The organism is Streptomyces sp. MK37H (assembly GCF_018035285.1).
GTDB lineage: Bacteria > Actinomycetota > Actinomycetes > Streptomycetales > Streptomycetaceae > Streptomyces > Streptomyces endocoffeicus.
The window spans coordinates 1-22,691 of the sequence record NZ_JAAAYH010000034.1 but is presented as its reverse complement, the minus strand read 5'-3'; the positions used below and the strand labels follow the sequence as shown (position 1 = coordinate 22,691).

General features: G+C 71.3%; 23 protein-coding genes and 1 pseudogene. 19 read left to right on the top strand and 5 right to left on the bottom strand.

The genetic code is table 11. The features are described 5' to 3' along the window. Window positions 1-19: 19 nt before the first annotated feature. Window positions 20-253, bottom strand: a complete 234-nt coding sequence (locus GWI24_RS08015) for an Lrp/AsnC family transcriptional regulator (protein ID WP_037948554.1) — start codon at window positions 251-253, stop codon at window positions 20-22. 137 nt (window positions 254-390) lie between these two features. Here GWI24_RS08015 and GWI24_RS08010 point away from each other — a divergent pair, with 137 nt between their 5' ends. Continuing rightward, window positions 391-1,359: a thiamine-phosphate kinase gene (locus GWI24_RS08010; RefSeq protein ID WP_210945198.1), complete on the top strand. Its 969-nt coding sequence runs from the start codon at window positions 391-393 to the stop codon at window positions 1,357-1,359. A gap of 92 nt (window positions 1,360-1,451) precedes the next feature. Further along, window positions 1,452-2,291, top strand: a complete 840-nt coding sequence (gene thiD / locus GWI24_RS08005; RefSeq protein WP_210945197.1) for a bifunctional hydroxymethylpyrimidine kinase/phosphomethylpyrimidine kinase — start codon at window positions 1,452-1,454, stop codon at window positions 2,289-2,291. 88 nt (window positions 2,292-2,379) lie between these two features. Here thiD and rpmB read toward each other — a convergent pair whose 3' ends face one another. After that, the gene (gene rpmB, locus GWI24_RS08000; RefSeq protein WP_009714771.1) at window positions 2,380-2,565 is read right to left on the bottom strand and encodes a 50S ribosomal protein L28; all 186 of its coding nucleotides are present in this window, start codon (window positions 2,563-2,565) and stop codon (window positions 2,380-2,382) included. A 265-nt stretch (window positions 2,566-2,830) separates the two neighbouring features. Here rpmB and GWI24_RS07995 point away from each other — a divergent pair, with 265 nt between their 5' ends. The 9 genes from GWI24_RS07995 (at window position 2,831) to mutM (ending at window position 12,238) form a co-directional block, all read left to right on the top strand. Next, the gene (locus GWI24_RS07995; RefSeq protein WP_210945196.1) at window positions 2,831-4,600 is read left to right on the top strand and encodes a DAK2 domain-containing protein; all 1,770 of its coding nucleotides are present in this window, start codon (window positions 2,831-2,833) and stop codon (window positions 4,598-4,600) included. Between the two features lie 143 nt (window positions 4,601-4,743). After that, a complete protein-coding gene (gene recG, locus GWI24_RS07990; RefSeq protein ID WP_247616055.1) occupies window positions 4,744-6,945 on the top strand; it encodes an ATP-dependent DNA helicase RecG in 2,202 nt (733 codons plus the stop codon). Between the two features lie 125 nt (window positions 6,946-7,070). Next, window positions 7,071-7,658 carry a 16S rRNA (guanine(966)-N(2))-methyltransferase RsmD gene (gene rsmD, locus GWI24_RS07985; RefSeq protein ID WP_210945194.1) on the top strand — a complete coding sequence of 196 codons (588 nt, stop codon included), beginning with the start codon at window positions 7,071-7,073 and terminating at the stop codon, window positions 7,656-7,658. Continuing rightward, window positions 7,655-8,164, top strand: a complete 510-nt coding sequence (gene coaD / locus GWI24_RS07980) for a pantetheine-phosphate adenylyltransferase (protein ID WP_210945193.1) — start codon at window positions 7,655-7,657, stop codon at window positions 8,162-8,164. Before rsmD ends, coaD begins: the two co-directional genes overlap by 4 nt. Window positions 8,165-8,271: 107 nt before the next feature. Further along, complete coding sequence (locus GWI24_RS07975; protein WP_210945192.1) at window positions 8,272-9,348, top strand: cell division initiation protein; 1,077 nt, start codon at window positions 8,272-8,274, stop codon at window positions 9,346-9,348. A gap of 202 nt (window positions 9,349-9,550) precedes the next feature. Continuing rightward, window positions 9,551-10,141: a DUF177 domain-containing protein gene (locus GWI24_RS07970; RefSeq protein ID WP_210945191.1), complete on the top strand. Its 591-nt coding sequence runs from the start codon at window positions 9,551-9,553 to the stop codon at window positions 10,139-10,141. Window positions 10,142-10,143: 2 nt separating this feature from the next. Then, entirely contained in the window at window positions 10,144-10,317 is a 174-nt protein-coding gene (gene rpmF / locus GWI24_RS07965) for a 50S ribosomal protein L32 (protein WP_037948573.1), read from the top strand. 19 nt (window positions 10,318-10,336) lie between these two features. Next, on the top strand, window positions 10,337-11,173 hold the full coding sequence (gene rnc / locus GWI24_RS07960; protein ID WP_210945190.1) for a ribonuclease III: 837 nt from the start codon (window positions 10,337-10,339) through the stop codon (window positions 11,171-11,173). 126 nt (window positions 11,174-11,299) lie between these two features. Continuing rightward, a complete protein-coding gene (gene mutM, locus GWI24_RS07955) occupies window positions 11,300-12,238 on the top strand; it encodes a bifunctional DNA-formamidopyrimidine glycosylase/DNA-(apurinic or apyrimidinic site) lyase (protein WP_210945189.1) in 939 nt (312 codons plus the stop codon). Here mutM and GWI24_RS07950 read toward each other — a convergent pair. After that, window positions 12,148-12,627, bottom strand: a complete 480-nt coding sequence (locus GWI24_RS07950) for a helix-turn-helix domain-containing protein (protein WP_210945188.1) — start codon at window positions 12,625-12,627, stop codon at window positions 12,148-12,150. The two genes, mutM and GWI24_RS07950, sit on opposite strands and share 91 nt — an antisense overlap. 771 nt (window positions 12,628-13,398) lie before the next feature. Beyond that, the gene (locus GWI24_RS07945) at window positions 13,399-14,136 is read right to left on the bottom strand and encodes a GntR family transcriptional regulator (RefSeq protein ID WP_210945187.1); all 738 of its coding nucleotides are present in this window, start codon (window positions 14,134-14,136) and stop codon (window positions 13,399-13,401) included. Between the two features lie 460 nt (window positions 14,137-14,596). Here GWI24_RS07945 and GWI24_RS07940 point away from each other — a divergent pair, with 460 nt between their 5' ends. The 5 genes and pseudogenes from GWI24_RS07940 to GWI24_RS07920 all read left to right on the top strand — a co-directional run bounded on the left by GWI24_RS07940 (window position 14,597) and on the right by GWI24_RS07920 (window position 18,191). Further along, a complete protein-coding gene (locus GWI24_RS07940) occupies window positions 14,597-15,133 on the top strand; it encodes a hypothetical protein (RefSeq protein WP_210945186.1) in 537 nt (178 codons plus the stop codon). Then, window positions 15,130-15,342: a hypothetical protein gene (locus tag GWI24_RS07935; protein WP_210945185.1), complete on the top strand. Its 213-nt coding sequence runs from the start codon at window positions 15,130-15,132 to the stop codon at window positions 15,340-15,342. The genes GWI24_RS07940 and GWI24_RS07935 overlap by 4 nt, the downstream gene beginning before the upstream one ends. A gap of 26 nt (window positions 15,343-15,368) precedes the next feature. Next, window positions 15,369-16,756 (top strand): annotated as a pseudogene (gene repSA, locus GWI24_RS07930) (replication initiator protein RepSA). A gap of 2 nt (window positions 16,757-16,758) precedes the next feature. Beyond that, entirely contained in the window at window positions 16,759-16,953 is a 195-nt protein-coding gene (locus GWI24_RS07925; protein ID WP_210945184.1) for an AlpA family transcriptional regulator, read from the top strand. Next, a complete protein-coding gene (locus GWI24_RS07920; protein WP_210945183.1) occupies window positions 16,953-18,191 on the top strand; it encodes a site-specific integrase in 1,239 nt (412 codons plus the stop codon). Before GWI24_RS07925 ends, GWI24_RS07920 begins: the two co-directional genes overlap by 1 nt. A gap of 20 nt (window positions 18,192-18,211) precedes the next feature. On the opposite strand, the gene GWI24_RS07915 is transcribed toward GWI24_RS07920, so the two are convergent. After that, window positions 18,212-19,168 carry a CAP domain-containing protein gene (locus tag GWI24_RS07915; RefSeq protein WP_210945182.1) on the bottom strand — a complete coding sequence of 319 codons (957 nt, stop codon included), beginning with the start codon at window positions 19,166-19,168 and terminating at the stop codon, window positions 18,212-18,214. Window positions 19,169-19,359: 191 nt separating this feature from the next. Between GWI24_RS07915 and GWI24_RS07910 the strand changes: the two genes are divergently transcribed. The 3 genes from GWI24_RS07910 to GWI24_RS07900 all read left to right on the top strand — a co-directional run. Continuing rightward, on the top strand, window positions 19,360-19,641 hold the full coding sequence (locus GWI24_RS07910) for an acylphosphatase (RefSeq protein WP_201850889.1): 282 nt from the start codon (window positions 19,360-19,362) through the stop codon (window positions 19,639-19,641). A gap of 371 nt (window positions 19,642-20,012) precedes the next feature. Further along, window positions 20,013-20,219 (top strand): hypothetical protein, encoded by a 207-nt coding sequence (locus tag GWI24_RS07905; RefSeq protein WP_037948583.1) that lies wholly within the window; start codon window positions 20,013-20,015, stop codon window positions 20,217-20,219. A gap of 239 nt (window positions 20,220-20,458) precedes the next feature. Beyond that, a partial coding sequence (locus tag GWI24_RS07900) for an AAA family ATPase (protein WP_308343563.1) occupies window positions 20,459-22,691 on the top strand: 2,233 nt, incomplete at its 3' end.

The following is a 22,691-nucleotide window of genomic DNA, read 5'->3' as shown; positions in this document are numbered from 1 at the left end:
GGCCGATCATACGGGGGAGCTAGAGATGGACGACCGGGCAGGTCAGGGTACGGGTGATCCCTTCCACTTGCTGGACTTTCGCGACCACCATGCGGCCGAGCTCATCGACCGTGTCGGCCTGGGCCCGCACGATCACGTCGTAGGGGCCCGTCACGTCCTCCGCCTGTATCACCCCGGGGAGCTTGGCGATGACGTCGGCCACGGTCGAGGCCCTGCCGACCTCGGTCTGGATCAGGATGTACGCCTGTACCACGGAACCTCCAGGGCGGCTACGAGGATCATGTGGAAAAGAAGGGACGCCACGGTACCGCGTCGCCGTGCGGCGCGGGGAGACCCGCGCGGGGAGCGCGGCGCGGCGGAAAGTGGTCACGAGCACGAAGGGGCGATGGGATGAAGGGCACCGTGGGCGAGTTGGGGGAGTTCGGGCTCATCAGAGAGCTCACATCCCGGCTCACCACCACCCCGGCGGTGAGGTTGGGGCCCGGTGACGACGCCGCGGTCGTGGCCGCGCCCGACCGGAGGGTCGTGGCCAGTACGGACATCCTGCTGGAGGGCAGGCACTTCCGCCGGGACTGGTCCACCGCCTATGACGTCGGCCGTAAGGCCGCGGCCCAGAATCTGGCCGACATCGCGGCCATGGGCGCCGTGCCGACCGCCCTGCTGCTCGGCCTGGTGGTCCCCGCCGATCTGCCGGTGACCTGGCCGGCCGAGCTGATGGACGGCATCCGCGACGAATGCCAGGTCGCGGGCGCGGCCGTGGTGGGCGGTGACGTCGTGCGGGGAGACACCATCACCGTCGCCATCACCGCACTGGGCGATCTGCGCAACCACGAGCCGGTCACCCGATCCGGTGCCCAGCCCGGCGACGTTGTCGCCGTCACCGGGTGGCTGGGCTGGTCGGCGGCCGGACACGCGGTGCTCTCGCGCGGCTTCCGCTCGCCGCGGGCCTTCGTCGAGGCGCACCGGCGGCCGGAGCCGCCGTACCACGCCGGTCCCGCCGCCGCCGGGCTGGGCGCCACCGCGATGACGGATGTGAGCGACGGGCTGGTGGCCGACCTCGGGCATATCGCGGAGGCCAGCAAGGTCCGCATCGATCTGCGCTCGGCGGACATCGACATCCCCTCGCAGATGTCGGACATCGGGCAGGCGGTGGGCGTCGATCCGCTGCAGTGGGTGCTCAGCGGGGGAGAGGACCACGCGATCGTGGCCACCTTCCCGCCCGACGCCAAGCTGCCGGCCCGCTGGAAGGTGATCGGCGAGGTGCTCAACCCCTCGGCGCTGCCCCAGGTGACGGTGGACGGAGCCCCGTGGGCACACGGGGGCTGGGACCACTTCGGCGACGGTAAGAGCGCCGAGTGACGGTGATGTGTGAACGTAAGGGCGCCGAGTGACCGTAAGGGCGCCCTGGGGGACGTTCGGGGGTGCCGGGGGCGCCGAGTAGATTCGGTGCCATGGCTCTACCTCCCCGCGTCCCCCGCCCCGCCCATGACGGCTCGGCGCCCGTGCGCGTCCTCACCGTCGCCGGATCGGACTCCGGCGGCGGTGCGGGCATCCAGGCCGACCTGAAGACGATGCTGGCCCTGGGCGCCCACGGCATGAGCGTGATCACAGCCGTGACGGCGCAGAACTCCCTGGGCGTCCAGGGCGCCTGGGAGCTGCCCGCCGAGGCCGTACGGGCCCAGTTCCGCAGCGTGGCCGACGACATCGGCGTCCAGGCGGTCAAGACCGGCATGCTGGCGACCGCCGAACTGGTCGAGACCGTGGCCGCGCTGCTCGCGGACGTCACCGCGCCCGTGGTCGTCGATCCGGTCGGCGTCTCCAAGCACGGTGACCCGCTGCTGGCCGCCGAGGCGCTCGACGCGGTCCGTACGAAGCTGCTGCCGACCGCGACCGTCGCCACGCCCAACCTGGACGAGGTGGCCCAGCTCACCGGCGTCCGGGTGGAGTCGGAGGACGGCCAGCGGCGGGCGGCCGGGGCGGTGCTGGGCCACGGCCCGCGGTGGGCGCTGATCAAGGGCGGCCATCTGCCCGGCGGCGACGCGGTGGATCTGCTCACCGACGGCACCGAGGAGCACTGGCTCCGGGCGCCGCGCCAGGACAACCGCCATACGCACGGCACGGGGTGCACCCTGGCCGCGGCCGTCGCCACGTATCTGGCGGGCGGATACGAGGTCCCCGAGGCCGTCACGGCGGCCAAGGACTACGTCACGGGCGCCATCGCGGCGGGCTTCCCCCTGGGCGCGGGCATCGGCCCGGTCGACCACGGGTGGCTGTCGGAGGGGACTGGCTGAGGGCACGCGAAAGACCGGTCCACTCCAGTGGTGGACCGGCCTGGCGTACCGGATCCCGCTTGCGCGGGGAGGCCGTGCGACTAGACGACTAGCGCGAAACCTTGCCGGCCTTGATGCACGAGGTGCAGACGTTGAGCCGCTTCGGGGTACGACCGACCACAGCGCGCACCGTCTGGATGTTGGGGTTCCAACGACGGCGGGTGCGGCGGTGCGAGTGCGAGATGTTGTTGCCGAAGCCCGGCCCCTTGCCGCAGACGTCGCAGTTGGCAGCCACGGGTTACTCCAAAGACGGGTCGCCCTCGCTTCCCGCGAGGAGACAGGACACTGAACGGATGCCCCGGACGTTGCCTGAATCGTGGAGGATCGGCGGCGCCTGGGGGAATGGCCCGATTCGCATCGGGCAACCGGAGCAGCATACAACGGCCACTCCCGTACAACGAAACTATCATGGCTGCCCCGGCACCCGCCGAGGGCGGCGGCTACCCTGCGATGACGCGATGCCCACCCCCGCCCCCAGCAGCCTCCGAGGAGGATCTTTCGTGCCGCACACGCTCGATGCCGATGCGGTACGGACCTGGTGCGGGCTCGCCCTCGACGCGCTGGGCCGGGCCCGGGCGGACATCGACGCGATCAACGTCTATCCGGTCGCGGACGGGGACACCGGCACCAATCTGTATCTGACCGTCGAGTCCGCCGCCCGGGCCGTCGACGCCGCCTTCGACGGCCACGCGACCTCGGCCGCCGCGTCCCGTCCCACCCTCGCCGATGTGGTGCGCGCCATGGCCCATGGCGCGCTGATCGGCGCGCGGGGCAACTCCGGCACGATCCTGGCGCAGCTGCTGCGCGGTATGGCGGACGTCCTGGGCGACGGCACGCCGGACGGGGGCCCGGGCGCAGGAGAGGCCCCGGGCGCAGGTGAGGCGGACGGGCTGCGGCGGGCGCTGCGGCGCGCGGTCGACCTCGCCTATCTGGCCGTCGCGCACCCCGTCGAAGGCACCGTCCTTACAGTCGCCGTGGCCGCCGCGGAGAGCGCGGAACGGGCCACGGGCGACGTCGCCACGGTGGCCCGCGCCGCGTACGAGGGCGCCCGTACGGCGCTCCAGGCCACCCCGGGCCAGCTCGACGTCCTCGCCCGCGCGGGGGTGGTCGACGCGGGCGGCTACGGCTTGGTGACGGTCCTGGGCGGGCTCGCGCAGGCCCTGTCGGGCGAGACCCCCGCGGCGCTCGTACCGGCCCGCCCCGGCCGTGACGCCCTGGCGCTCATGGGGACGGGCGGGCAGGCCCTGGCGGGCTGCCCCGCCGACGGCGCCCCGGACGGCGGGCCCGCCTTCGAGGTGATCTACCTCCTGGAGGCCGACGACACGGCCGTGACCGCCCTGAGGGAGCGGCTGGACGCCCTCGGCGACTCCCTGGTGGTCGTCGGCGGCGACGGCCTGTGGAACGTCCACGTCCATGTGGACGACGCGGGGGCGGCCGTGGAGGCGGGCATCCAGGCCGGGCGCCCGTACCGCATCCGGATCACCCACTTCGGCGGCGCCGCCGTCCGTAAGGCGGGCTCGGACGGTCCGGACCGGCCGGGCCCGGCCATCGTCCTGCCGGATCAGTCCGGCGCCCAGGGCCCCACGGGCGGCTCGCGCGCCGAGCGCGCGCCCCGAGCCGTGGTCGCCGTCGTCCCCGGCGACGGGCTGGCCGCGCTGTGCGCCGAGGCGGGCGCGACCGCGGTCGCCACCCGCCCCGGGGAGCCGCCCGCCAGCGGTGAGCTGGTGGACGCGGTCCGCCGGGCCCACGCCCGGGAGGTCGTGCTGCTGCCGAACGACACCGAGCTGCACCACCCGGCGGCCGCGGCCGCGGCCCAGGCCCGCGCCGAGGGCGTACGGGTCGCGGTGATCCCCACCCGCTCCGCCGTCCAGGGCATCGCCGCGCTCGCCGTCCACGAGCCCGGCCGCAGCTTCGACGAGGACGTGGTCGCCATGACCTCGGCCGCGGGCGCCACCCGCTACGCGGAACTGGCCGTCGCCGAGCGCCAGTCCTGGACCATGGCCGGGGTGTGCCAGGCCGGGGACGTCCTGGGCATGATCGACGGCGATGTGGCGGTGATCGGCTCGGAGCTGGCCGCGACCGCCGAGACGGTGCTGGACCGGATGCTGGCGTCGGGCGGCGAGATGGTCACGCTGGTGCTCGGCGCGGACCTTCCGGACGAGGTCGCCGAACGGCTGGAGCGGCATGTGCGGGAGGGGCATTTCGCCGTCGACACGGTCGTCTACCACGGCGGTCAGCCCACCGCGCCGCTGATCATAGGCATCGAATGAGCCCGGCGGCCGATCGCTGAACCTCCCCGCTGGAATCACCCCGCTCGTCCTCCCCGATTGTCACCCCCGTGGTGTGCAATGGACGGGTGCCCGTGCTGGATGAACCCCTGAAGAAGGTCCTGGGCGGCAACACCGCGAAGGTGATGGCCGACCATCTCGACCTGCACACCGTCGGCGACCTGCTGCACCACTACCCGCGGCGGTACGCGGAGCGCGGTGAGCTGACCCGGCTGTCCGACCTGCCCCTGGACGAGCATGTGACCGTGGTGGCGCAGGTCGCCGACGCCCGGGTGCACACGTTCAACGGCGGCCGGGGCCGGCGGCTGGAGGTCACCATCACCGACGGCAGCGGCCGTCTCCAGCTGGTCTTCTTCGGCAAGGGCGTCCACAAGCCGCGTACGGAGCTCCAGCCCGGCACCCGCGCGATGTTCGCCGGGAAGGTCTCGGTCTTCAACCGCAAGCGGCAGCTGGCCCACCCCGAGTTCAAGACGCTGGGCGCGGGGAGCGGCGCGGAGACCGTGGAGGCGTTCGCCAATCAGCTGCTGCCGCTGTACCCGGCGTGCAAGCAGATGGAGTCCTGGCAGATCCAGCAGGCCGTCGACACCGTGCTCGGCCCGGCAGGCCATGAGGAGTCCGCGCTGGCCGGGCTGATCGACCCGCTGCCCGAGAGCCTGCGCGAGGGCCGGGGGCTGGCCACGCTCCCCGAGGCGCTGCGCAAGATCCACCGGCCCAGCACCAAGGCCGATATCGCGACGGCCCGGGACCGGCTGAAGTGGGACGAGGCGTTCGTCCTTCAGGTGGCGCTCGCCCGGCGGCGGCAGGCCGACGCCCAGCTGCCCGCGGCGCCGCGCAAGCCCGCCCCGGACGGGCTGCTGACCGCCTTCGACGCCCGGCTGCCGTTCACCCTCACCGAGGGCCAGCGCCGGGTCAGCGAGGAGATCTTCGCCGACCTCGCCACCGACCACCCCATGCACCGGCTGCTCCAGGGCGAGGTCGGCTCGGGCAAGACCATGGTCGCGCTGCGCGCGATGCTCGGCGTCGTGGACGCCGGGGGGCAGGCGGCGATGCTCGCGCCCACCGAGGTGCTCGCCCAGCAGCACCACCGGTCGATCACCGAGATGATGGGCGAGCTGGCCAGTTGGGGGCTGTGGCGCGAAGCCCCTCCGCAGAAGGGGGATGGTGGGCGACGGGAGGGCGGCATGCTGGGCGGCACCGAGCAGGGCACCAAGGTGGTGCTGCTCACCGGCTCCATGGGCGCCGCGGCCCGCCGTCAGGCGCTGCTGGACCTGGTCACCGGCGAGGCCGGGATCGTGATCGGCACCCATGCCCTGATCGAGGACAAGGTCCAGTTCCACGATCTTGGCCTGGTGGTCGTGGACGAGCAGCACCGCTTCGGGGTCGAGCAGCGCGACGCCCTGCGTTCCAAGGGCAAGCAGCCCCCGCATCTGCTGGTGATGACGGCCACCCCGATCCCGCGCACCGTCGCCATGACCGTCTTCGGCGACCTGGAGACCTCCGTTCTGGACCAGCTGCCCTCGGGCCGTTCCCCGATCGCCTCCCATGTGGTGCCCGCCAAGGACAAGCCGCACTTCCTGACCCGCGCCTGGGAGCGGGTGCGGGAGGAGGTGGCCGCGGGCCACCAGTGCTATGTGGTGTGCCCGCGGATCGGGGACGAGGAGGACGAGTCCAAGGCGGCGAAGGAGAAGAGCCCCGAGGACGAGGCCGAGAAGCGTCCGCCGCTGGCCGTCGTCGATGTCGCCGAGCAGCTCGTCAAGGGCCCGCTGAGTGATCTGCGGGTGGAGGTGCTGCACGGGCGGATGCAGCCCGAGGCCAAGGACGAGGTGATGCGCCGCTTCGCCGCGGGCGAGGTGGACGTCCTGGTCGCCACGACCGTCATCGAGGTCGGTGTGAACGTCCCCAACGCCACCGCCATGGTGATCATGGACGCCGACCGGTTCGGCGTCTCCCAGCTGCACCAGCTGCGCGGCCGCGTCGGCCGGGGCTCGGCCGCCGGGCTGTGTCTGCTGGTGACCGACATGCCCGAGGGCAGCCCCGCCCGGGCGCGGCTGGGCGCGGTCGCGGCCACGCTCGACGGCTTCGAGCTGTCCCGGATCGACCTGGAGCAGCGCCGGGAGGGCGATGTGCTCGGCCAGGCCCAGTCCGGGGTCCGCTCCTCGCTGCGGGTGCTCGCCGTCATCGACGACGAGGAGGTCATCGCGGCGGCCCGGGAGGAGGCGGCCGCGATCGTCGCCGCCGACCCGGAGCTGGCCGGATACCCGCAGCTGCGCACCGCGCTGGACGCCCTGCTGGACAAGGAGCGTGCGGAATTCCTCGACAAGGGCTGAGCCCCGCGAAAGGAGCGCCCGGCCACCGCCGGCCCCCGTACGCCATATCGTGGAGATGCGGCGGCCCCGCCCGGACGGGCACGGTGCGCCGCTGCCCCGACCACCGCGAAGGACGGCCCACACCCATGACCCGCGTGATCGCCGGAGCGGCCGGCGGCCGGCGCCTGGCCGTGCCGCCGGGAAACGGCACCCGACCCACCTCGGACCGGGCGCGTGAGGGCCTGTTCTCCACCTGGGAGTCGCTGCTCGGCTCGCTGGACGGTGCCCGCGTCCTGGACCTGTACGGCGGCTCCGGAGCGGTCGGCCTGGAGGCGCTGTCCCGCGGCGCCGCCCACACGCTGCTGGTCGAGTCCGACCCGCGGGCGGCCCGCACGATCCGTCAGAACGTCCGCACCCTGGGTCTGCCCGGCGCGGAGCTGCGCACCGGCAAGGCCGAACAGACCATCGCCGGACAGGCCCCCGACACCGGCCCGTACGACGTCGTTTTCCTGGATCCGCCCTACGCGGTCACCGACGACCAAGTCCGGGAGATACTCCTCACACTCCTGGGGAAGGGCTGGCTCGCGCCCGGCGCGCTGGCCACCGTTGAGCGCAGCACACGAGGTGGGGAGTTCGTGTGGCCTGCCGGATTCGAGGGGCTCAGGGCCCGTCGCTACGGCGAGGGCACGCTTTGGTACGGTCGCGCCGCCTCGACGTGCGAGAACGCGTCATGACCGGACCCGAGAGCGAGGAACTTCCATTGCGCCGCGCAGTCTGTCCGGGGTCGTTCGACCCCGTCACCAATGGACACCTCGACATCATCGCCCGTGCCTCCAAGCTCTATGACGTCGTGCACGTCGCCGTGATGATCAACAAGTCGAAGCAGGGCCTGTTCACGGTGGACGAGCGGATCGATCTCCTCCGCCGGACCACAGAGGAGTACGGAAACGTCAAGGTGGAAGCGTTCCACGGCCTCCTGGTGGACTTCTGCAAGCAGCGGGACATCCCCGCGATCGTCAAGGGGCTGCGGGCCGTCAGCGACTTCGACTACGAGCTGCAGATGGCCCAGATGAACAACGGCCTCTCCGGCGTGGAGACGCTGTTCGTGCCCACCAACCCCACCTACAGCTTCCTCTCCTCCAGCCTGGTCAAGGAGGTCGCGGCCTGGGGCGGCGACGTCTCCCACCTGGTGCCCCCGATCGTCCTGGAGGCGCTCGCCGAGCGGCTCGGCCGGAAGTAGCGGCTGACGGGGCGTCAGCGGCTGTCCGGGAGGCGCCCGCTGGCCGTACAGTCGTCCCGTTCGTATCCCGTACCCATCCGCATCCAGACAGTCTGCGAGCACCCACAGTGGACGTGCAGAAGAAGCTCGACGAGATCGTCGATACCGTCGGCGGCGCCCGGTCCATGCCCATGTCGGCCTCGTGCGTGATCAACCGCGCCGAGTTGCTCGCCATGCTCGAAGAGGTGCGCGCGGCACTCCCGGACTCCCTGGCCCACGCCCAGGAGCTGATCGGCGGCCGGGACCAGATGGTCGAGGAGGCCCACCGGGAGGCCGAGCGGATCATCGAGTCCGCCCACGCCCAGCGCGCCTCGCTGATCTCGGACACCGAGCTGGTGCGGAAGTCCCAGGAGGAGGCCGACCGGATCTTGACCGAGGCCCGCCGGGAGGCCGAGGAGATCCGCGTCGAGGCCGACGACTACGTGGACAGCAAGCTGGCCAACTTCGAGGTCGTGCTCACCAAGACCATCGGCTCGGTCGACCGCGGCCGGGAGAAGCTGCTCGGCCGCGCCCCCGGTGCCGAGGACGGCCTCGGGCAGCCCGACGAGGGCCCGGAGCGCAGCGCCGACCCGGCCACCCTGCGGCACCGCGCGGACGAGTACGTGGACACCAAGCTGGGGGCCGTCTCGGCGGTCCTCGCCAAGACCCTGGAGGCGGTCGGCCGGGGCCGCCAGAAGCTGCTCGGGGCCCGGCCCGCCGATGAACTCGGTGCCCATATGGCGGCCCAGGACGAGGCCGGCACGGCCCTGCGGACCACCGACGACGACTATCTGGCGGACCTGGCCCAGTCCCAGGCGGACCTCGTCCAGCCCGTCGCCCCGCCCGACCAGGCGGCCGCCGACGCCGCGTACTACGCCGCCACCGCGGGCTATCAGCAGCAGGACGCGTACGGCTACCAGCAGGCGTACGTACAGCAGGACGCGTACGCCGCGCAGGGTGGCTATCAGCAGGACGCCTACGGCTGGCAGCAGCAGGCCCAGGCCCAGGGCTACGATCCGAACGCGGCCTACGACGTGCCCCAGCAGCCTCAGCAGCTGCCCCAGCACCACCAGCAGCAGCCGGGTGCCGCACTCGACGAGACCAGCCTGTTCGACACGAGCATGATCGACCTCGATCAGCTCCGCCAGTACGAGCAGGGCCGCTAGGCCCCGCTCCCCACCGGGCGGCGAGAACCCCTTCCCCACCGGGCGGATTGGGTCTACGGCGGCCCGTCCAGTATCCTGGCTCTTCGGTCGCGCGTACGTCCGCGATCTCGGCTGCCCGATTCGTAGTGGATGTTCGGGTGGCCCGCCGCAGCGTAGAAAGCAGGAAGCCCTGAACGCCCGCCTCGACCACCGTGCCCCCCTCGTGTTCGACACGCGCGAGCTGGGCCGTCGTCCTGGTGCGCTCAAAAGGGTCTCCCGCTCCGTGGTGGCGCCCAAGGGTCTCGGTATCGAGGTCATCGGGGTGCGGGAGGGCGCGACGATCGAGCTGGACCTCCGCCTGGAGTCGGTCATGGAAGGGGTGCTTGTCACAGGCACCGCCCGTGCGCCGCTCACGGGGGAGTGCGTAAGGTGTCTGGAGCCGCTGGAGCGAGAGCTCGAAGTGGACTTCCAGGAGATGTACTCCTACCCCGACGCCGACGACCGGAGCCGCGAAGCGGATACCGGCGACGACGCCGAGGAGGAGGACATGCTCTTCCTCGAGGCCGACCTGTTCGACCTCGAGCCCGTGCTGCGCGACGCGGTGGTGCTCGCACTGCCGCTGCAGCCGGTGTGCCGGGAGGACTGCCCGGGGCTGTGTGCCGATTGCGGCGCCCGGCTCGCGGACGACCCCGACCACCACCACGAGTCCGCCGACATCCGTTGGGCGGCACTGCAGGGACTCGCCGAGACCATGAGGGACGGCGAGAAGGACAACGCACCCCGCGAGCGCGGGGATGACTCACAGGAGAAGTAGCCGTGGCTGTTCCGAAGCGGAAGATGTCGCGCAGCAACACGCGCCACCGCCGGTCGCAGTGGAAGGCTGCGGTCCCCAACCTGGTGGCGTGCGAGCGCTGCCACGAGCCGAAGCAGCAGCACATCGCGTGCCCGAGCTGCGGCACCTACAACCGCCGCCAGGTCCTCGAGGTCTGATCGGCGGGTGACAGGCTCTATGTCAGACGCCACCACGCCCCCGCGCAAGCGCGGTGAAGCGGCCCAGGCGGACACGGCCTCGTCTCACACGATCCTGGAAGGGCGGCTCGGGTACCAGCTCGAGTCCGCCCTTCTGGTGCGTGCGCTGACCCACCGCTCCTTCGCGTACGAGAACGGCGGGCTGCCCACCAACGAGCGGCTGGAATTCCTCGGGGATTCGGTGCTCGGCCTGGTGGTCACCGACACGCTGTACCGCATCCACCCCGACCTGCCCGAGGGCCAGCTGGCCAAGCTGCGGGCCGCGGTGGTGAACTCGCGCGCGCTCGCGGAGGTGGGCCGCGGCCTCGACCTCGGCGCCTTCATCCGGCTCGGCCGGGGCGAAGAGGGCACCGGCGGCAGGGACAAGGCTTCCATCCTCGCCGACACCCTTGAAGCGGTGATCGGCGCTGTCTATCTCGACCGGGGGCTCGACGCTGCCGCGGAGCTGGTCCACCGGCTCTTCGACCCGCTGATCGAGAAGTCCTCGAACCTCGGCGCCGGCCTGGACTGGAAGACCAGTCTCCAGGAGCTGACCGCCACCGAGGGCCTCGGGGTCCCGGAGTACCTGGTCTCCGAGACCGGTCCCGACCACGAGAAGACCTTCACGGCTGCCGCCCGCGTCGGTGGTGTCGCGTACGGCACCGGCACCGGCCGCAGCAAGAAGGAAGCCGAGCAGCAGGCGGCCGAGGCCGCCTGGCGCGCCATCCGCGCGGCTGCCGACGAGGCCCAGGCGAAGGCCAAGGCGGCCGACGCCGGAACCGCGGGCACGGTGGTGGACGGCGGAGCCGCCGCCGACACGGCCTCCCCGGCACGCTGATCGGCCTTCCCCGACCCGCACCGTCCATCACGTCCATAACGTCTCTCACCGCCCCCGCGGCGGACGGCCCGCCCGGGCCGTTCCGCCCGGGGGCGGTGAGGGCTCGAAGGCTTAAGGAGGCCCCCGTTGCCCGAGCTGCCCGAGGTCGAGGTGGTCCGCCGCGGACTGGAGCGCTGGGTCAGCGGCCGTACGGTCGCCGAGGTCCAGGTGCTGCACCCGCGCGCGGTCCGCCGCCACCTCGGCGGCGCGGAGGACTTCGCGGCCCGCCTCAGGGGCCGTCGCGCCGGGACCGTCCGGCGCCGTGGCAAGTACCTGTGGCTGCCGTTCGACGACGACGCGCCCGCCGAGTCGGTCCTGGCCCATCTCGGGATGAGCGGGCAGCTGCTGGTCCAGCCGGCCGAGGCGCCCGACGAGAAGCATCTGCGCATCCGGGTCCGCTTCGCCGACGACGCGGGCACCGAGCTGCGCTTCGTCGACCAGCGCACCTTCGGCGGGCTCTCGCTGCACGACACCGTCCCCGGCGACCTGGAGGGGCTGCCGGAGGCCATCGCGCACATCGCCCGCGACCCGCTGGACCCCGCCTTCGACGAGGCGGCCTTCCACCTCGCGCTGCGCCGCCGCCGCACCACGATCAAGCGCGCGCTGCTGGACCAGTCGCTGATCAGCGGGGTGGGCAACATCTACGCCGACGAGGCGCTGTGGCGCGCCCGGCTGCACTACGACCGGCCCACGGCCACCCTCACCCGCCCGCGCGCCGCCGAACTCCTGGACCATGTGCGCGAGGTGATGACCGCCGCGCTGGCCGTCGGCGGCACCAGCTTCGACAGCCTCTATGTGAACGTGAACGGCGAGTCGGGGTACTTCGAGCGCTCCCTGGACGCCTACGGCCGGGAGGACGAGCCCTGCCGCCGCTGCGGCACCGCGATGCGCCGCCGCCCCTGGATGAACCGCTCCAGCTACTTCTGCCCGCGCTGTCAGCGCCCGCCGCGCCCGGCCACCACGGCGTCCCGTCCGGCGTCCCGCGCGGCCGATGCCTCGCCGCTCCCGACGCGCGTGGTGTCGTAGCGCTCCTGGGCCGTCAGCACCTCGGGCATCCGGTCCTCGACCAGATGGATCAGGGCCAGCAGCCGCTCGGCGACCGCGCTGCCCAGCGGGGTCAGCCGGTAGTCCACCCGGGGCGGGTTGGTCGGCTGCGCCTCGCGGTGCACCAGACCGTCGCGCTCCAGCGCGTGCAGTGTCTGGGACAGCATCTTCTCGCTGACGCCGTCGACCCGCCGCCGCAGCTCGTTGAAGCGGAAGGAGCCGTCGTGGAGCGCGCCCAGGATGAGGCCGCCCCATTTGCCGGTGACATGCTCCAGCGTGCCGCGTGAGGGGCAGGCGCGGGCGAACACGTCGAAGGCCAGGTTCTCCGCGTCCACCGTGGTGGACGCCCCGCCAGTGCGTTCACTGTCCATACCCACACCATACGCGCACTCAGCGCTGACTCCGGGGTCGCGCTTTCGGCTGGTGAGTGTGCTGCTTGTACGGCATGTGAAAGCCCGGGGCGCTTTCATGCGCTCCGGGCCTTCATGCGTGGCCGGATGCGGAGGCCCGCTCAGGGCTTCCGCTCAGCGGCTCAGTAGCCGAAGAAGTGACCGGCCGGGTCTGTGACCTGCGGTCGCCTAACCGATCAACGCTGTGACCTGCGGCTGAGCCGTCAATGGTTGTCAGCGTTGGTCGTCGTTGAGCACCCTTTCACGGCCCCGCGACGGCCCGAGCCTCCTCACTTCCTTAACCCACCACCCTCCCCAGCTCCCATCCCGTCGCCGTCGTCCCACACACCGTGGAGCGGGCGTGGTTCAGGGGCGTCAAGGTGGAGCGCGCCACTGTACGAACGACCTTGACGCCCCTGGGCCGCGTCTGCTCGGCTCTGCCTGGGACGACGGTGACGGGATGGGAGTTCCCACGCACGCCACGACGGACCTGCGGACGCAGACGGAGCCCCCGGCCATCCCGGAGCCTGAGAGCCCCCGCCGGAGGCATGGTTTGAAGCTTGAGCCTGTGTCGGCCGGTTGGGTCTCGACCATTGGCCCCCGGCTTTCTCGCCTGTGGGCGCGCGTCGGCGGACGGTGCGCGGCGCGGGCCGGAGGCAGGAGCAGAGCGCGACCGGGAGCCGGGAGCGCGCCCGGCGAAGCGGAGCGCAGCCGGGGGCCTTGATGAGGTAGAGAAATCCGTAACGAACCGGGTCAGTCAAGGTCGTAGTCTGCGGACAAGGTTCGCCCGGCGCCTAGGTAGTCGATTGCGTACTCGGTGGTGTCGCCGTGCTGGTCCCAGTAACGGTTGGTCATGGAGAGGGCCGAGGTGCCGGGGGTGACGCCCAGCAAGGGGGCCACGTCTTCAGGGACTTCCTTGATCGCAACGACGTCCCTCCGGCGAACTGCGCGTCGTCCGGTCCTCTCTTCGATCAACCCGAACGTCATCTTGGGCAATGGTCCGGTACTCAACAGCTCTGGGGCTGACGCCGCGAACTCTCCCGGTAGCCAAGAGGTTGACAGCGCGACGACTCCATCCCCATCCCTGTAGATCCGACGCCTCTGGACTGCCTCTTCCCCCTCCTCCAACCCCAACGCGTCGGCAACCTCCTCTGGGGCGGGCGCGAGTCCGGAACTCAAGATCTCAACGCTCTCTCCTGGCCGGTATCCATCGCCCCCGGCTCGCAACATCGTCAGCCGGTCGGGGCCGGTCGTCAGCTTCTTGGGGGTGGTCGCGATCGTTCCTACGCCAGGGATGGACTTGGCGTACCCCTCCTCCCGGAGCACTGCCGCTACCCGCGTCGCCGTGGCGGTGGATACGCCTTCGTCTCGCACGATGTCCCGCACGGATGGGATGCGCTCCCCCTGGGCGATCTCCCCTGACTCGATGCGTCGCCTGATGTCGGCGGCGATACGACGATAGGGCGCAAGTCCCTGCGGTTGCCCTGCCATGTTGGCCTCCTGTTCTAAAGTGCTCTAGTAGAGCTCTTGACTTTCTCAGGTGCTCTAGAACACTATAGAGCTGTCATCACCTGCATGACAGGGGTGACCCAGCCACAAGCGGGAGCGGCGCTCCTACCGCCAAGCAGATCCGCCGCCCCGTGCTGTGAAGGTCAAACCACCCAGAGGGAGAGTCGATGTTCGGGAAGCGTGCTCGGAGTGCGGAAGAGTCGGCATACAAGGTTCGTGTCAAGCAGTACGGCGGGTGCCCGCCCTGCCCGAATTGCGAGGGGTCCGGCGAGAGCGCTGCCGGTGACGGGTGTGACCCGTGCTGGGCGACGGGGATCGAGCCCGGCCCGAAGGTCCCTCCGCGTAGCCAGCGCCGCCGCTGACTGATCCGTTCATGCCGGGGCGGCGCTCCTACCGCCAAGCAGATCCGCCGCCCCGGCTCCCACCAAAGGGAGTTTCCATCATGCCTGAAACGCTTGTTGCTCCGCGCGCGTCGTCTGGCACTTCGGCCGCGTCGGCTGTGTTAGTCGAAAGCCTGAACAACCAGGAGCGTGCGGTTGCGCTGTACGCCTCCGACATGCCCGACCGGTACCAGTACCGGGCCGGGGACGCGCCCACGCTGGTGACCTGGATCCTCCAGGGCGCGGAGCGGATGGGCCTGGAGCGCCTGTATCGCTCCGCTGCCCTCGCGCGGGGCTACCGGCTGTCGTGGCTGGAGGGTCGGCTTACCCCCGCACAGAAACAGGGCCAGGCTGCCCGTTTCCCCCGCGCTGGTCGGTTGGCTCGTGCTGAGGAGTTGGCGGCTGCCGTCACCTGCCAAAGGTCCATGGGGATGAGCGATGAGGCGAAGGCCAGGCAGGAGCGCCCGGCGTTCGACGGCCCCTGCCCGACGTGCGACGACGCCGGGAAGCTGTGGGGCCACTGGGCCATTGACCCTGACGCCGACTGGTTCGAAGAGGGCTACCGCCCGTGCGGGATGTGCCAGGGCGGTGTCGCGTGACGTACTTCGGGGACCCCCGCCACGCTGCCGAAGCGGCCGACGAAGACCGCACCGAGCAGATCGCCACGTGGTTGAACCGCCACGACGTTCGGCCGCACACCGAGTTCTTCGCCGTGGTCGATGACGCGCTCTACGCCGAAGATGACGCCAAGGTGTTCGGCACCTACCCGCCCCTCGGGCACGGCTACCCGAGGGAGGATCACCAGTGACGGCCTTCCCCGTCGCCCCGGAGGCTGTGGCTAACGTCGCGGCCTCTTTGGGCACCGACCCCATCACCCTCGCCGACACGCTCAGGGTCACCGCCGGACCGGGCTTCGACCGCTGGCAAGAGCAGATCAAGCGCAACGGCGGCTGCTCCGACCCGATCCACCTCCAGGGCCTGACCACCACCCGCGACGCCAAGACCGGGGACGTCCTGTACTCCTACAGCACTGAGGGTGAACCGGGCGGACGGCTCCGGGTCGCGTGCGGCAACCGTCGGGCCTCCCGCTGCCCCTCTTGTGCCTGGACCTACGCGGGGGACACCTTCCACCTGATCCGTGCGGGCCTGACAGGAGACCTGAACAAGGGCGTTTCCGCTCGGGTGCGCACGCACCCCAAGGTGTTCGCCACCCTGACCGCCCCGAGCTTCGGCCCGGTCCACAACCGCCCCGCCTCCGGCCGCTGCCGTTGCGGCACCGCCCACCATGAGGGAGCTCCCGAGCTCGGCACGGCGCTCGATTCGGGCCGGTACGACTACGCGGGCGCGGTGCTGTGGAACAACCATGCGGGGGACCTGTGGCGACGCTTCACCATCTACCTGCGCCGGGAGCTGGCTGCCCGTGCCGGGCTGAGCCAGAGCGCGCTGGGGGAGGTGTGCCGGGTCTCCTTCGGCAAGGTGGCCGAGTACCAGAAGCGTGGAGCGGTCCACTTCCATGCCATCGTGCGTCTCGACGGCCCTGGAGGAGCGGACGACGCCCCGCCGACCTGGGCCAGTGCGGGCCTGCTGTCGGACGCCATCACCGCCGCTGCTGCCCGCGTCTCCGTCCCCTGCCCGCCGCTGATGGCCAGCCTGCCCGCGTGCTCCGCTGGGGTGATCAGGTGGACGTACGGCCCATCGGCATGGACGACGGCCAGGAACTCACCGAGCAGGCGGTCGCTTCGTACGTGGCCAAGTACGCCACCAAAGCGGCCGAGACCACGGGCACCGTTGACCGCCGGATCGGGGAGCTCTCCGAGCTGGACAAGCTGACCGACCTTCCCGCCCACACCCGCCGCCTGATCGAAGCCTGCTTCGACCTGGACGACCACTACCCGGACCGCAAGCTCTGGCAATGGGCTCACATGCTCGGCTTCCGGGGCCACTTCTCCACCAAGTCCCGCCGCTACTCCACCACCCTCAGCGCACTTCGCCAGGTCCGCGCCGACTTCCGCGCACGCCAGGAACGCCGTGAACGGGGCCTGCCCGACCCTGACGACGCCCCGGAGGGCTCCACGCTGGTCATGTCCCACTGGACCTACGCGGGGCATGGCCACACGCCCGGCGAATCCTGGCTCGCTGCCACCATCGCCCGGGAGCTCCGCACCAACCGCGAAACCGCCCGTGAGGTACTGGCCGATCTCGACGCAGAGGGGGAGTGGTGACCATGGCCCGACCGCTTCCTGAGCGCTACCTGACTCCGCTGGACCTGGCTGACCTGGTCGGCGTACCGGTCGAGACGGTCTACCAGTGGCGTCGCAAGGGCACCGGTCCGCGCGGCTTCCGGGTCGGCCGACACCTGCGCTTCGACCCCGAAGACGTTCGCCGCTGGATCGCTGACCTGATGGAAGGGGTTGCCTGATGGCCGGGCACGTCCAAGACCGCTGGTACAAGACGGTTCCCGGTCTGGATGGCAAGCCCGTCAAGGTCAAGACCGACCGGCACGGCGTCGGCCTGCGCTACCGCGCCCGCTACGTCGGGCCCGATGGCACTGAGAAGAGCCAGTCATTCCCGGACAAGCAGAAGCGCAAGGCTGAAGCGTGGTTGAACAACGTCGAGGCCGACATGTCCCGGGGCGACTACATCGACCCATTGGCGGGACGGGTGACCTTCGCGCAGTACGTGAGCACGTGGCTTGCCACTCAGACCACCGATCCGGCCACCCGTGAGTCTGTCGAGAGTCGGCTACGCCTGCACGCGACGCCCTACCTGGGGACGCGACCCTTGGCGTCGTTCCAGCCCTCACACATACGGCTGTGGATGCGCGCTCTGGAGGACGCGGGCCTTGCGGCTGGCTATCGTCGGGGGATCTTCGCGCACGTCTCCACGGTCTTCACGGCTGCTGTGGAAGACCGGATCATCAGAGACAATCCGTGTCGGTCCCGGTCAGTCAAGGCGCCCCGGCTGGACCCGCGCAAGATCAAGCCGTGGACGGTTGAGCGTGTCAAGGCGGTCCAGGATCAGCTACCTGACCGGTACCGGGAGCTGATCGAACCGGCCGTTGGCTGCGGACTGCGACAGGGTGAGGTGTTCGGCCTGGCCGTGGAAGAGGTGGACTTCCTCGGGGGAGTCGTTCACGTCGTCCGCCAGGTCAAGCTACTCCGTGGGCGTCCGGTGTTCGCCCCTCCGAAGGGCGGCAAGATCCGCGACGTACCACTACCTGAGTCGGTCGCGTTCGCTCTCGCCGGGCACATCACGCGGTACCCGCCTGTTGCGATCACCTTGCCCTGGAAGACGCTCGATGGGCCGCCGGTTACGGCAACGCTGATCTTCTGCGGGCCTGCCGGGTTGCCGCTCAACCGGAACCGCTTCAACGATCGCGTCTGGCGTCCGACGCTGCGAGCAGTCGGCGTAGAGCCCAACCGTGAGAATGGCATGCACGCGCTACGCCACTTCTATGCCTCGCTGCTCCTCGACGCGGGGGAGAGCATCAAGGCTCTGAGCGAGTACCTGGGGCACCATGACCCCGGATACACCCTCCGGACGTACACGCACCTGATGCCCTCCAGCGAGACCCGGACCCGGGCCGCCGTTGATCGTGTCCTTGGAGATGGGGCCCGTACGAATGACGGCCCCGACACGGCCCAGACGGCCCGGTAAGCCTCTGACCTGCACCTATCTCAATAGCCGAAGTCCTGGGTCCACCAGGGGCCGCCGTCGCCGAAGTGCGCGCCGACACCCAGTCGCTTGAACGAGCAGTTGAGGATGTTGGCGCGATGGCCGGAGCTGTTCATCCAGGAGTCCATCACGGACTGTGCGTCCGACTGGCCGCGGGCGATGTTCTCCCCGCCCAGGTCCAGGATGCCCGCGCCCTCGGCCCGCTCCCAGGGGCTGTCGCCGTCGGGGTTGATGTGGTCGAAGAACTGGCGCAGGGACATGTCCTCGCTGAAGTCCTCGGCCAGCTGGGCGAGTTTGGAGTCGGCCGTCACGGGGTCGCAGCCGACCTTCTTGCGCTCTTTGTTGACGAGGGTGAGGACTTCGGCCTCCGAGGCGGTCTCGGGGCCGGCCGACTCCGCCGGGGGTTCGGGTGCGGTCGGCTCCGTCGAGGGCGTCTGCGACGGCTTGCCGTGCCCGCCGCCGTTCGCGCCGCCCTTGCCGTTGCTGTTGTCGCTTCCCTTGCCCTTGCCGTTGCCCTTGCCGTTTCCGCCCGGCCGGTCGTTCCCGGAGGGCTGGGAGGGCCCCGGCTGCTCCGGCGGGGTGGTGGAGGGCGTCTCAGAGGGCCTGGAGGGGGTCTTGGAGGGAGTTGTGGAGGGTGCGTGAGGGCGGTCGTCACCACGGCTGGGCGGCACCGTGCTGCGATCGGTGGGGGCCGCGGACTGCGAGCCCTGTGTCTCCAGGCCGGAGTCCGAGGGACCGTCCGCCTGGACCTGTCCGGCGGAGTCGTTGCCCCCGCCGAGCTTGTAGCCGTTCGGACCGAGTCCGGAGGCCATCGCCACGGCGCCGACCGCGACAGCGGCGGACACGCCCAACAGTCCGGTCCGGACCGGAGCGAGGGGGCTCCGGTGCGGTCCCCGGTGGCGGCCTGCTGCGGCCACCTGCGCCGGGGTACCGGGGGCAGATCGTCGATGGCGGCCCATCTCCTGCCTTCCTTGTGTGCTCGGCGTCAAAAGTCGCTCGAAATGTGTCACTCGTGTGCGCGAGCCATGTATCACTCGTGTGGGTGAGTCCTGTTGAGCCGGGACTGTACGCCATTCGGGCCCCAACGCGCCTGCCCACTGGGCAATTCGATGGTTTAGCGGCTGCTCGGACGGGGGGTTAGCGTGCGCATATGAACGAAAGAGTCCGCCTCACCGTGTGGGTCCGCGGCCGCGTCCAGGGTGTCGGCTTCCGCTGGTACACCCGGGCCAACGCATTGCGCATCGGGGGCCTCGTCGGCTTTGCCTCCAACCTCGCCGACGGGCGGGTGCAGGTGGTCGCGGAGGGCCCGCGTGCGGAATGCGAACAGTTGCTCGAATGGCTCCGGGACGGCGACACGCCCGGGAAAGTCGAGGGAATCACCGAGATCTGGGACACACCGCGCGGCGGCTACGACGCCTTCGAGATCCGTTGATCAACTCACCGGAGGCACCCTCCGTGGCCCCCTCTGACCACGCCTTCCCTGCGCACGGTGAGCAGAAATCGGCTGATGGTTGCCAACGGGGCCGCTCCATGGAAGGCTGCGGAGTCACGAAAGATCCCCGACCGCGATGGGTCATCTGGAGAGGGGCGGGACCATCCGCCGCCAGTGTGCTCTCGGCCCCTGCGGGCCCGTCGGCGTGTGATCGTGTTGACCCTCAAACCAATTGGTGAGACGCTGGAAGCCCCGCGCACCTTAACTGTTTGCCGCGCAGCAGGGTAGTAATTTCGGCAGGCATCGCGGGTGCAAATCCCTCACGACCCACACCGCTTCGGTCGGTCACTCATTGTGGAGGACCATCCATCATGGCAAAGGCGCTTCTCGGTTACGTCGGCGGTTCCGACCCCCGAGTCCTCGCCGAGATGCGACGGCTTCAGCAGCGCGTCCAGGACCTTGAATCCGAGATCGTCCGGATTCAGGCCGAGAACGACGCGCTGTCCGCCGCCGCTCGTCACGGCGACTCGCTGCTCGAAAGCATCGACGTATCCCAGGCGGAGCCTGCGCTCGCCTGACCCAGCCCCAGGGCCGGTCGGGCTGCATCGTCAGCCGCTTGAGAATCCTCAAGGGACGCTTCGGCGTCCCTTCGTCGTTTCCCCAGCGTGCCTCCGAGCCACCCTTACCGACTGATGTGCCCCTCTCTCCCAGCGGTGAAACCGATCATTGCTGAAACGGAGAAAAAGCCGGGACGGGTGCGCCGCGCCACCGTCATGGGACGGTGCCGGAGGAAGTGTGGCGGGTAGAGTCCAAAGGCGTGCATCTCAAGAGCCTGACCCTGCGAGGGTTCAAATCCTTCGCCTCCGCCACGACGCTCCGGTTCGAGCCGGGCATCACCTGCGTCGTCGGTCCCAATGGCTCGGGCAAGTCCAATGTCGTGGACGCCCTTTCCTGGGTCATGGGCGAACAGGGTGCCAAGTCCCTGCGCGGCGGCAAGATGGAGGACGTCATCTTCGCCGGGACCACCGGCCGTCCCCCGCTCGGCCGCGCCGAGGTCTCGCTCACCATCGACAACGCCGATGGCGCGCTGCCCATCGACTACGCCGAAGTCACCATCACGCGGATCATGTTCCGCAACGGCGGCAGCGAGTACCAGCTCAACGGGGACACCTGCCGGCTGCTGGACATCCAGGAGCTGCTCTCCGACTCCGGTATCGGCCGGGAGATGCACGTCATCGTCGGGCAGGGCCAGCTCGACGGGGTGCTGCACGCCGATCCGACCGGCCGCCGCGCCTTCATCGAGGAGGCCGCGGGCGTCCTCAAGCACCGCAAGCGCAAGGAGAAGGCGCTGCGGAAGCTGGACGCGATGCAGGCCAACCTCGCCCGCGTCCAGGACCTCACCGACGAACTGCGCCGCCAGCTCAAGCCGCTCGGCCGGCAGGCCGCGGTGGCCCGGCGGGCCGCCGTCATCCAGGCCGATCTGCGCGACGCCCGGCTGCGGTTGCTCGCCGACGACCTGGTGACCCTGCGCGAGGCACTGAGCGCCGAGGTCGCCGACGAGGCCGAGCTCAAGCGGCGCAAGGAGGCCGCCGAGGCCGAGCTGCGGACCGCACAGCAGCGCGAGGCGGCGCTGGAGGAGCAGGTGCGGCGGCTCGCGCCCCGGCTCCGGGACGCCCAGCAGACCTGGTACGAGCTCTCGCAGCTCGCCGAGCGGGTGCGCGGCACGATCAGCCTGGCGGACGCCCGGGTCAAGAGCGCCACCTCCGCCCCCGGGGAGGAGCGGCGCGGACGCGACCCCGAGGACATGGAGCGGGAGGCGGCCCGCATCCGGGAGCAGGAGGCCGAGCTGGAGGCCGCCCTGGAGGCGGCGAGCCGGGCGCTGGACGACACCGTGGCGCACCGGGCCGAGCTCGAGCGGAGTCTGGCCGAGGAGGAGCGCCGGCTCAAGGACGTGGCCCGCGCCATCGCCGACCGCCGCGAAGGGCTCGCCCGGCTCCAGGGCCAGGTGAACGCCGCCCGTGGCCGGGCCGGTTCGGCCCGCGCCGAGATCGAGCGGCTGGCCGCGTCCCGCGACGAGGCACAGACCCGGGCGGTCGCCGCGCAGGAGGAGTACGAGCAGCTCAAGGCGGAGGTCGACGGACTCGACGCGGATGACGCGGAATTGGCGGAGCGCCATGAGGCCGCGAAGCACGAGCTGGCCGAGGCGGAGGCCGCGCTGAGCGCGGCCCGCGAGGCGGCGACGGCCGCCGAACGCGAGCGCGCAGCGACCTCCGCCCGCCATGACGCCCTCGCCCTCGGCTTGCGCCGTAAGGACGGCACGGGCGCCCTTATGGCCGCCGCCGACCGCCTCGGCGGACTCCTGGGCCCCGCCGCCGAACTCCTCACCGTGACCCCGGGCTTCGAGGTCCCGGTCGCCACGGCCCTGGGCGCCGCCGCCGACGCGATCGCCGTCAGCGGCCCCCACGCGGCCGCCGAGGCGATCCGCCTCCTGCGCGCCGACGACGCCGGCCGCGCCGCCCTGCTGCTGACGACGCCGGACGCCGGGAGCGAGGAGCCCCCGTCCGCGAATCTCGCGGAGCCCCCGTCCGCCGCGTCGGACCCGGGCGGCTCCGGCGCACCGCACACCATCTCCACCGAGCCCGCGCCGGGCGGAGCCCTCGTGCCGGGGACGCGAAGCACGGGGGCCGTGCCGGGAGAGCCGGGTCAGCCGACCCCGCCGAGCCCGGCCGCCGCTCCGGCGGCGCCCGGTTCCGTCGCCGTTCCCTTCGAGCCGGAGCGTGGTGACGGTACGGCGGCGGGCGGGGCGTCGGTGGGCGCGGCTGCCGAAGCGTCCACGGCCGCGTCGGGTTTCCCGGATACCGCGCCCGCGCGGGACGGCGCTCGGCCGGGTGGTATCGGTGAACGGCCGGATGGGGCGGGGTCCTGGGGCGCCGCGTCGGCGCCCGGCGGTCCGGGCGCGCCGCGGGGCGCTTCCCACGCTGCGGGGGCGTCGTCCGACGCGGGTGACGGCTCAGTTGCCGTGCCGGGCACGCGGGTGCCGGAGGCTCCGG

Coding starts and splice junctions, on each gene's coding strand:
- GWI24_RS08010 (WP_210945198.1), top strand. CDS start 391: ATGAAGGGCACCGTGGGCGAGTTGGGGGAGTTCGGGCTCATCAGAGAG.
- thiD (WP_210945197.1), top strand. CDS start 1,452: ATGGCTCTACCTCCCCGCGTCCCCCGCCCCGCCCATGACGGCTCGGCG.
- recG (WP_247616055.1), top strand. CDS start 4,744: ATGGCCGACCATCTCGACCTGCACACCGTCGGCGACCTGCTGCACCAC.
- rsmD (WP_210945194.1), top strand. CDS start 7,071: ATGACCCGCGTGATCGCCGGAGCGGCCGGCGGCCGGCGCCTGGCCGTG.
- coaD (WP_210945193.1), top strand. CDS start 7,655: ATGACCGGACCCGAGAGCGAGGAACTTCCATTGCGCCGCGCAGTCTGT.
- rnc (WP_210945190.1), top strand. CDS start 10,337: ATGTCAGACGCCACCACGCCCCCGCGCAAGCGCGGTGAAGCGGCCCAG.
- GWI24_RS07950 (WP_210945188.1), bottom strand. CDS start 12,627: ATGGACAGTGAACGCACTGGCGGGGCGTCCACCACGGTGGACGCGGAG.
- GWI24_RS07945 (WP_210945187.1), bottom strand. CDS start 14,136: ATGGCAGGGCAACCGCAGGGACTTGCGCCCTATCGTCGTATCGCCGCC.
- GWI24_RS07940 (WP_210945186.1), top strand. CDS start 14,597: ATGCCTGAAACGCTTGTTGCTCCGCGCGCGTCGTCTGGCACTTCGGCC.
- GWI24_RS07925 (WP_210945184.1), top strand. CDS start 16,759: ATGGCCCGACCGCTTCCTGAGCGCTACCTGACTCCGCTGGACCTGGCT.
- GWI24_RS07920 (WP_210945183.1), top strand. CDS start 16,953: ATGGCCGGGCACGTCCAAGACCGCTGGTACAAGACGGTTCCCGGTCTG.
- GWI24_RS07915 (WP_210945182.1), bottom strand. CDS start 19,168: ATGGGCCGCCATCGACGATCTGCCCCCGGTACCCCGGCGCAGGTGGCC.
- GWI24_RS07910 (WP_201850889.1), top strand. CDS start 19,360: ATGAACGAAAGAGTCCGCCTCACCGTGTGGGTCCGCGGCCGCGTCCAG.
- GWI24_RS07905 (WP_037948583.1), top strand. CDS start 20,013: ATGGCAAAGGCGCTTCTCGGTTACGTCGGCGGTTCCGACCCCCGAGTC.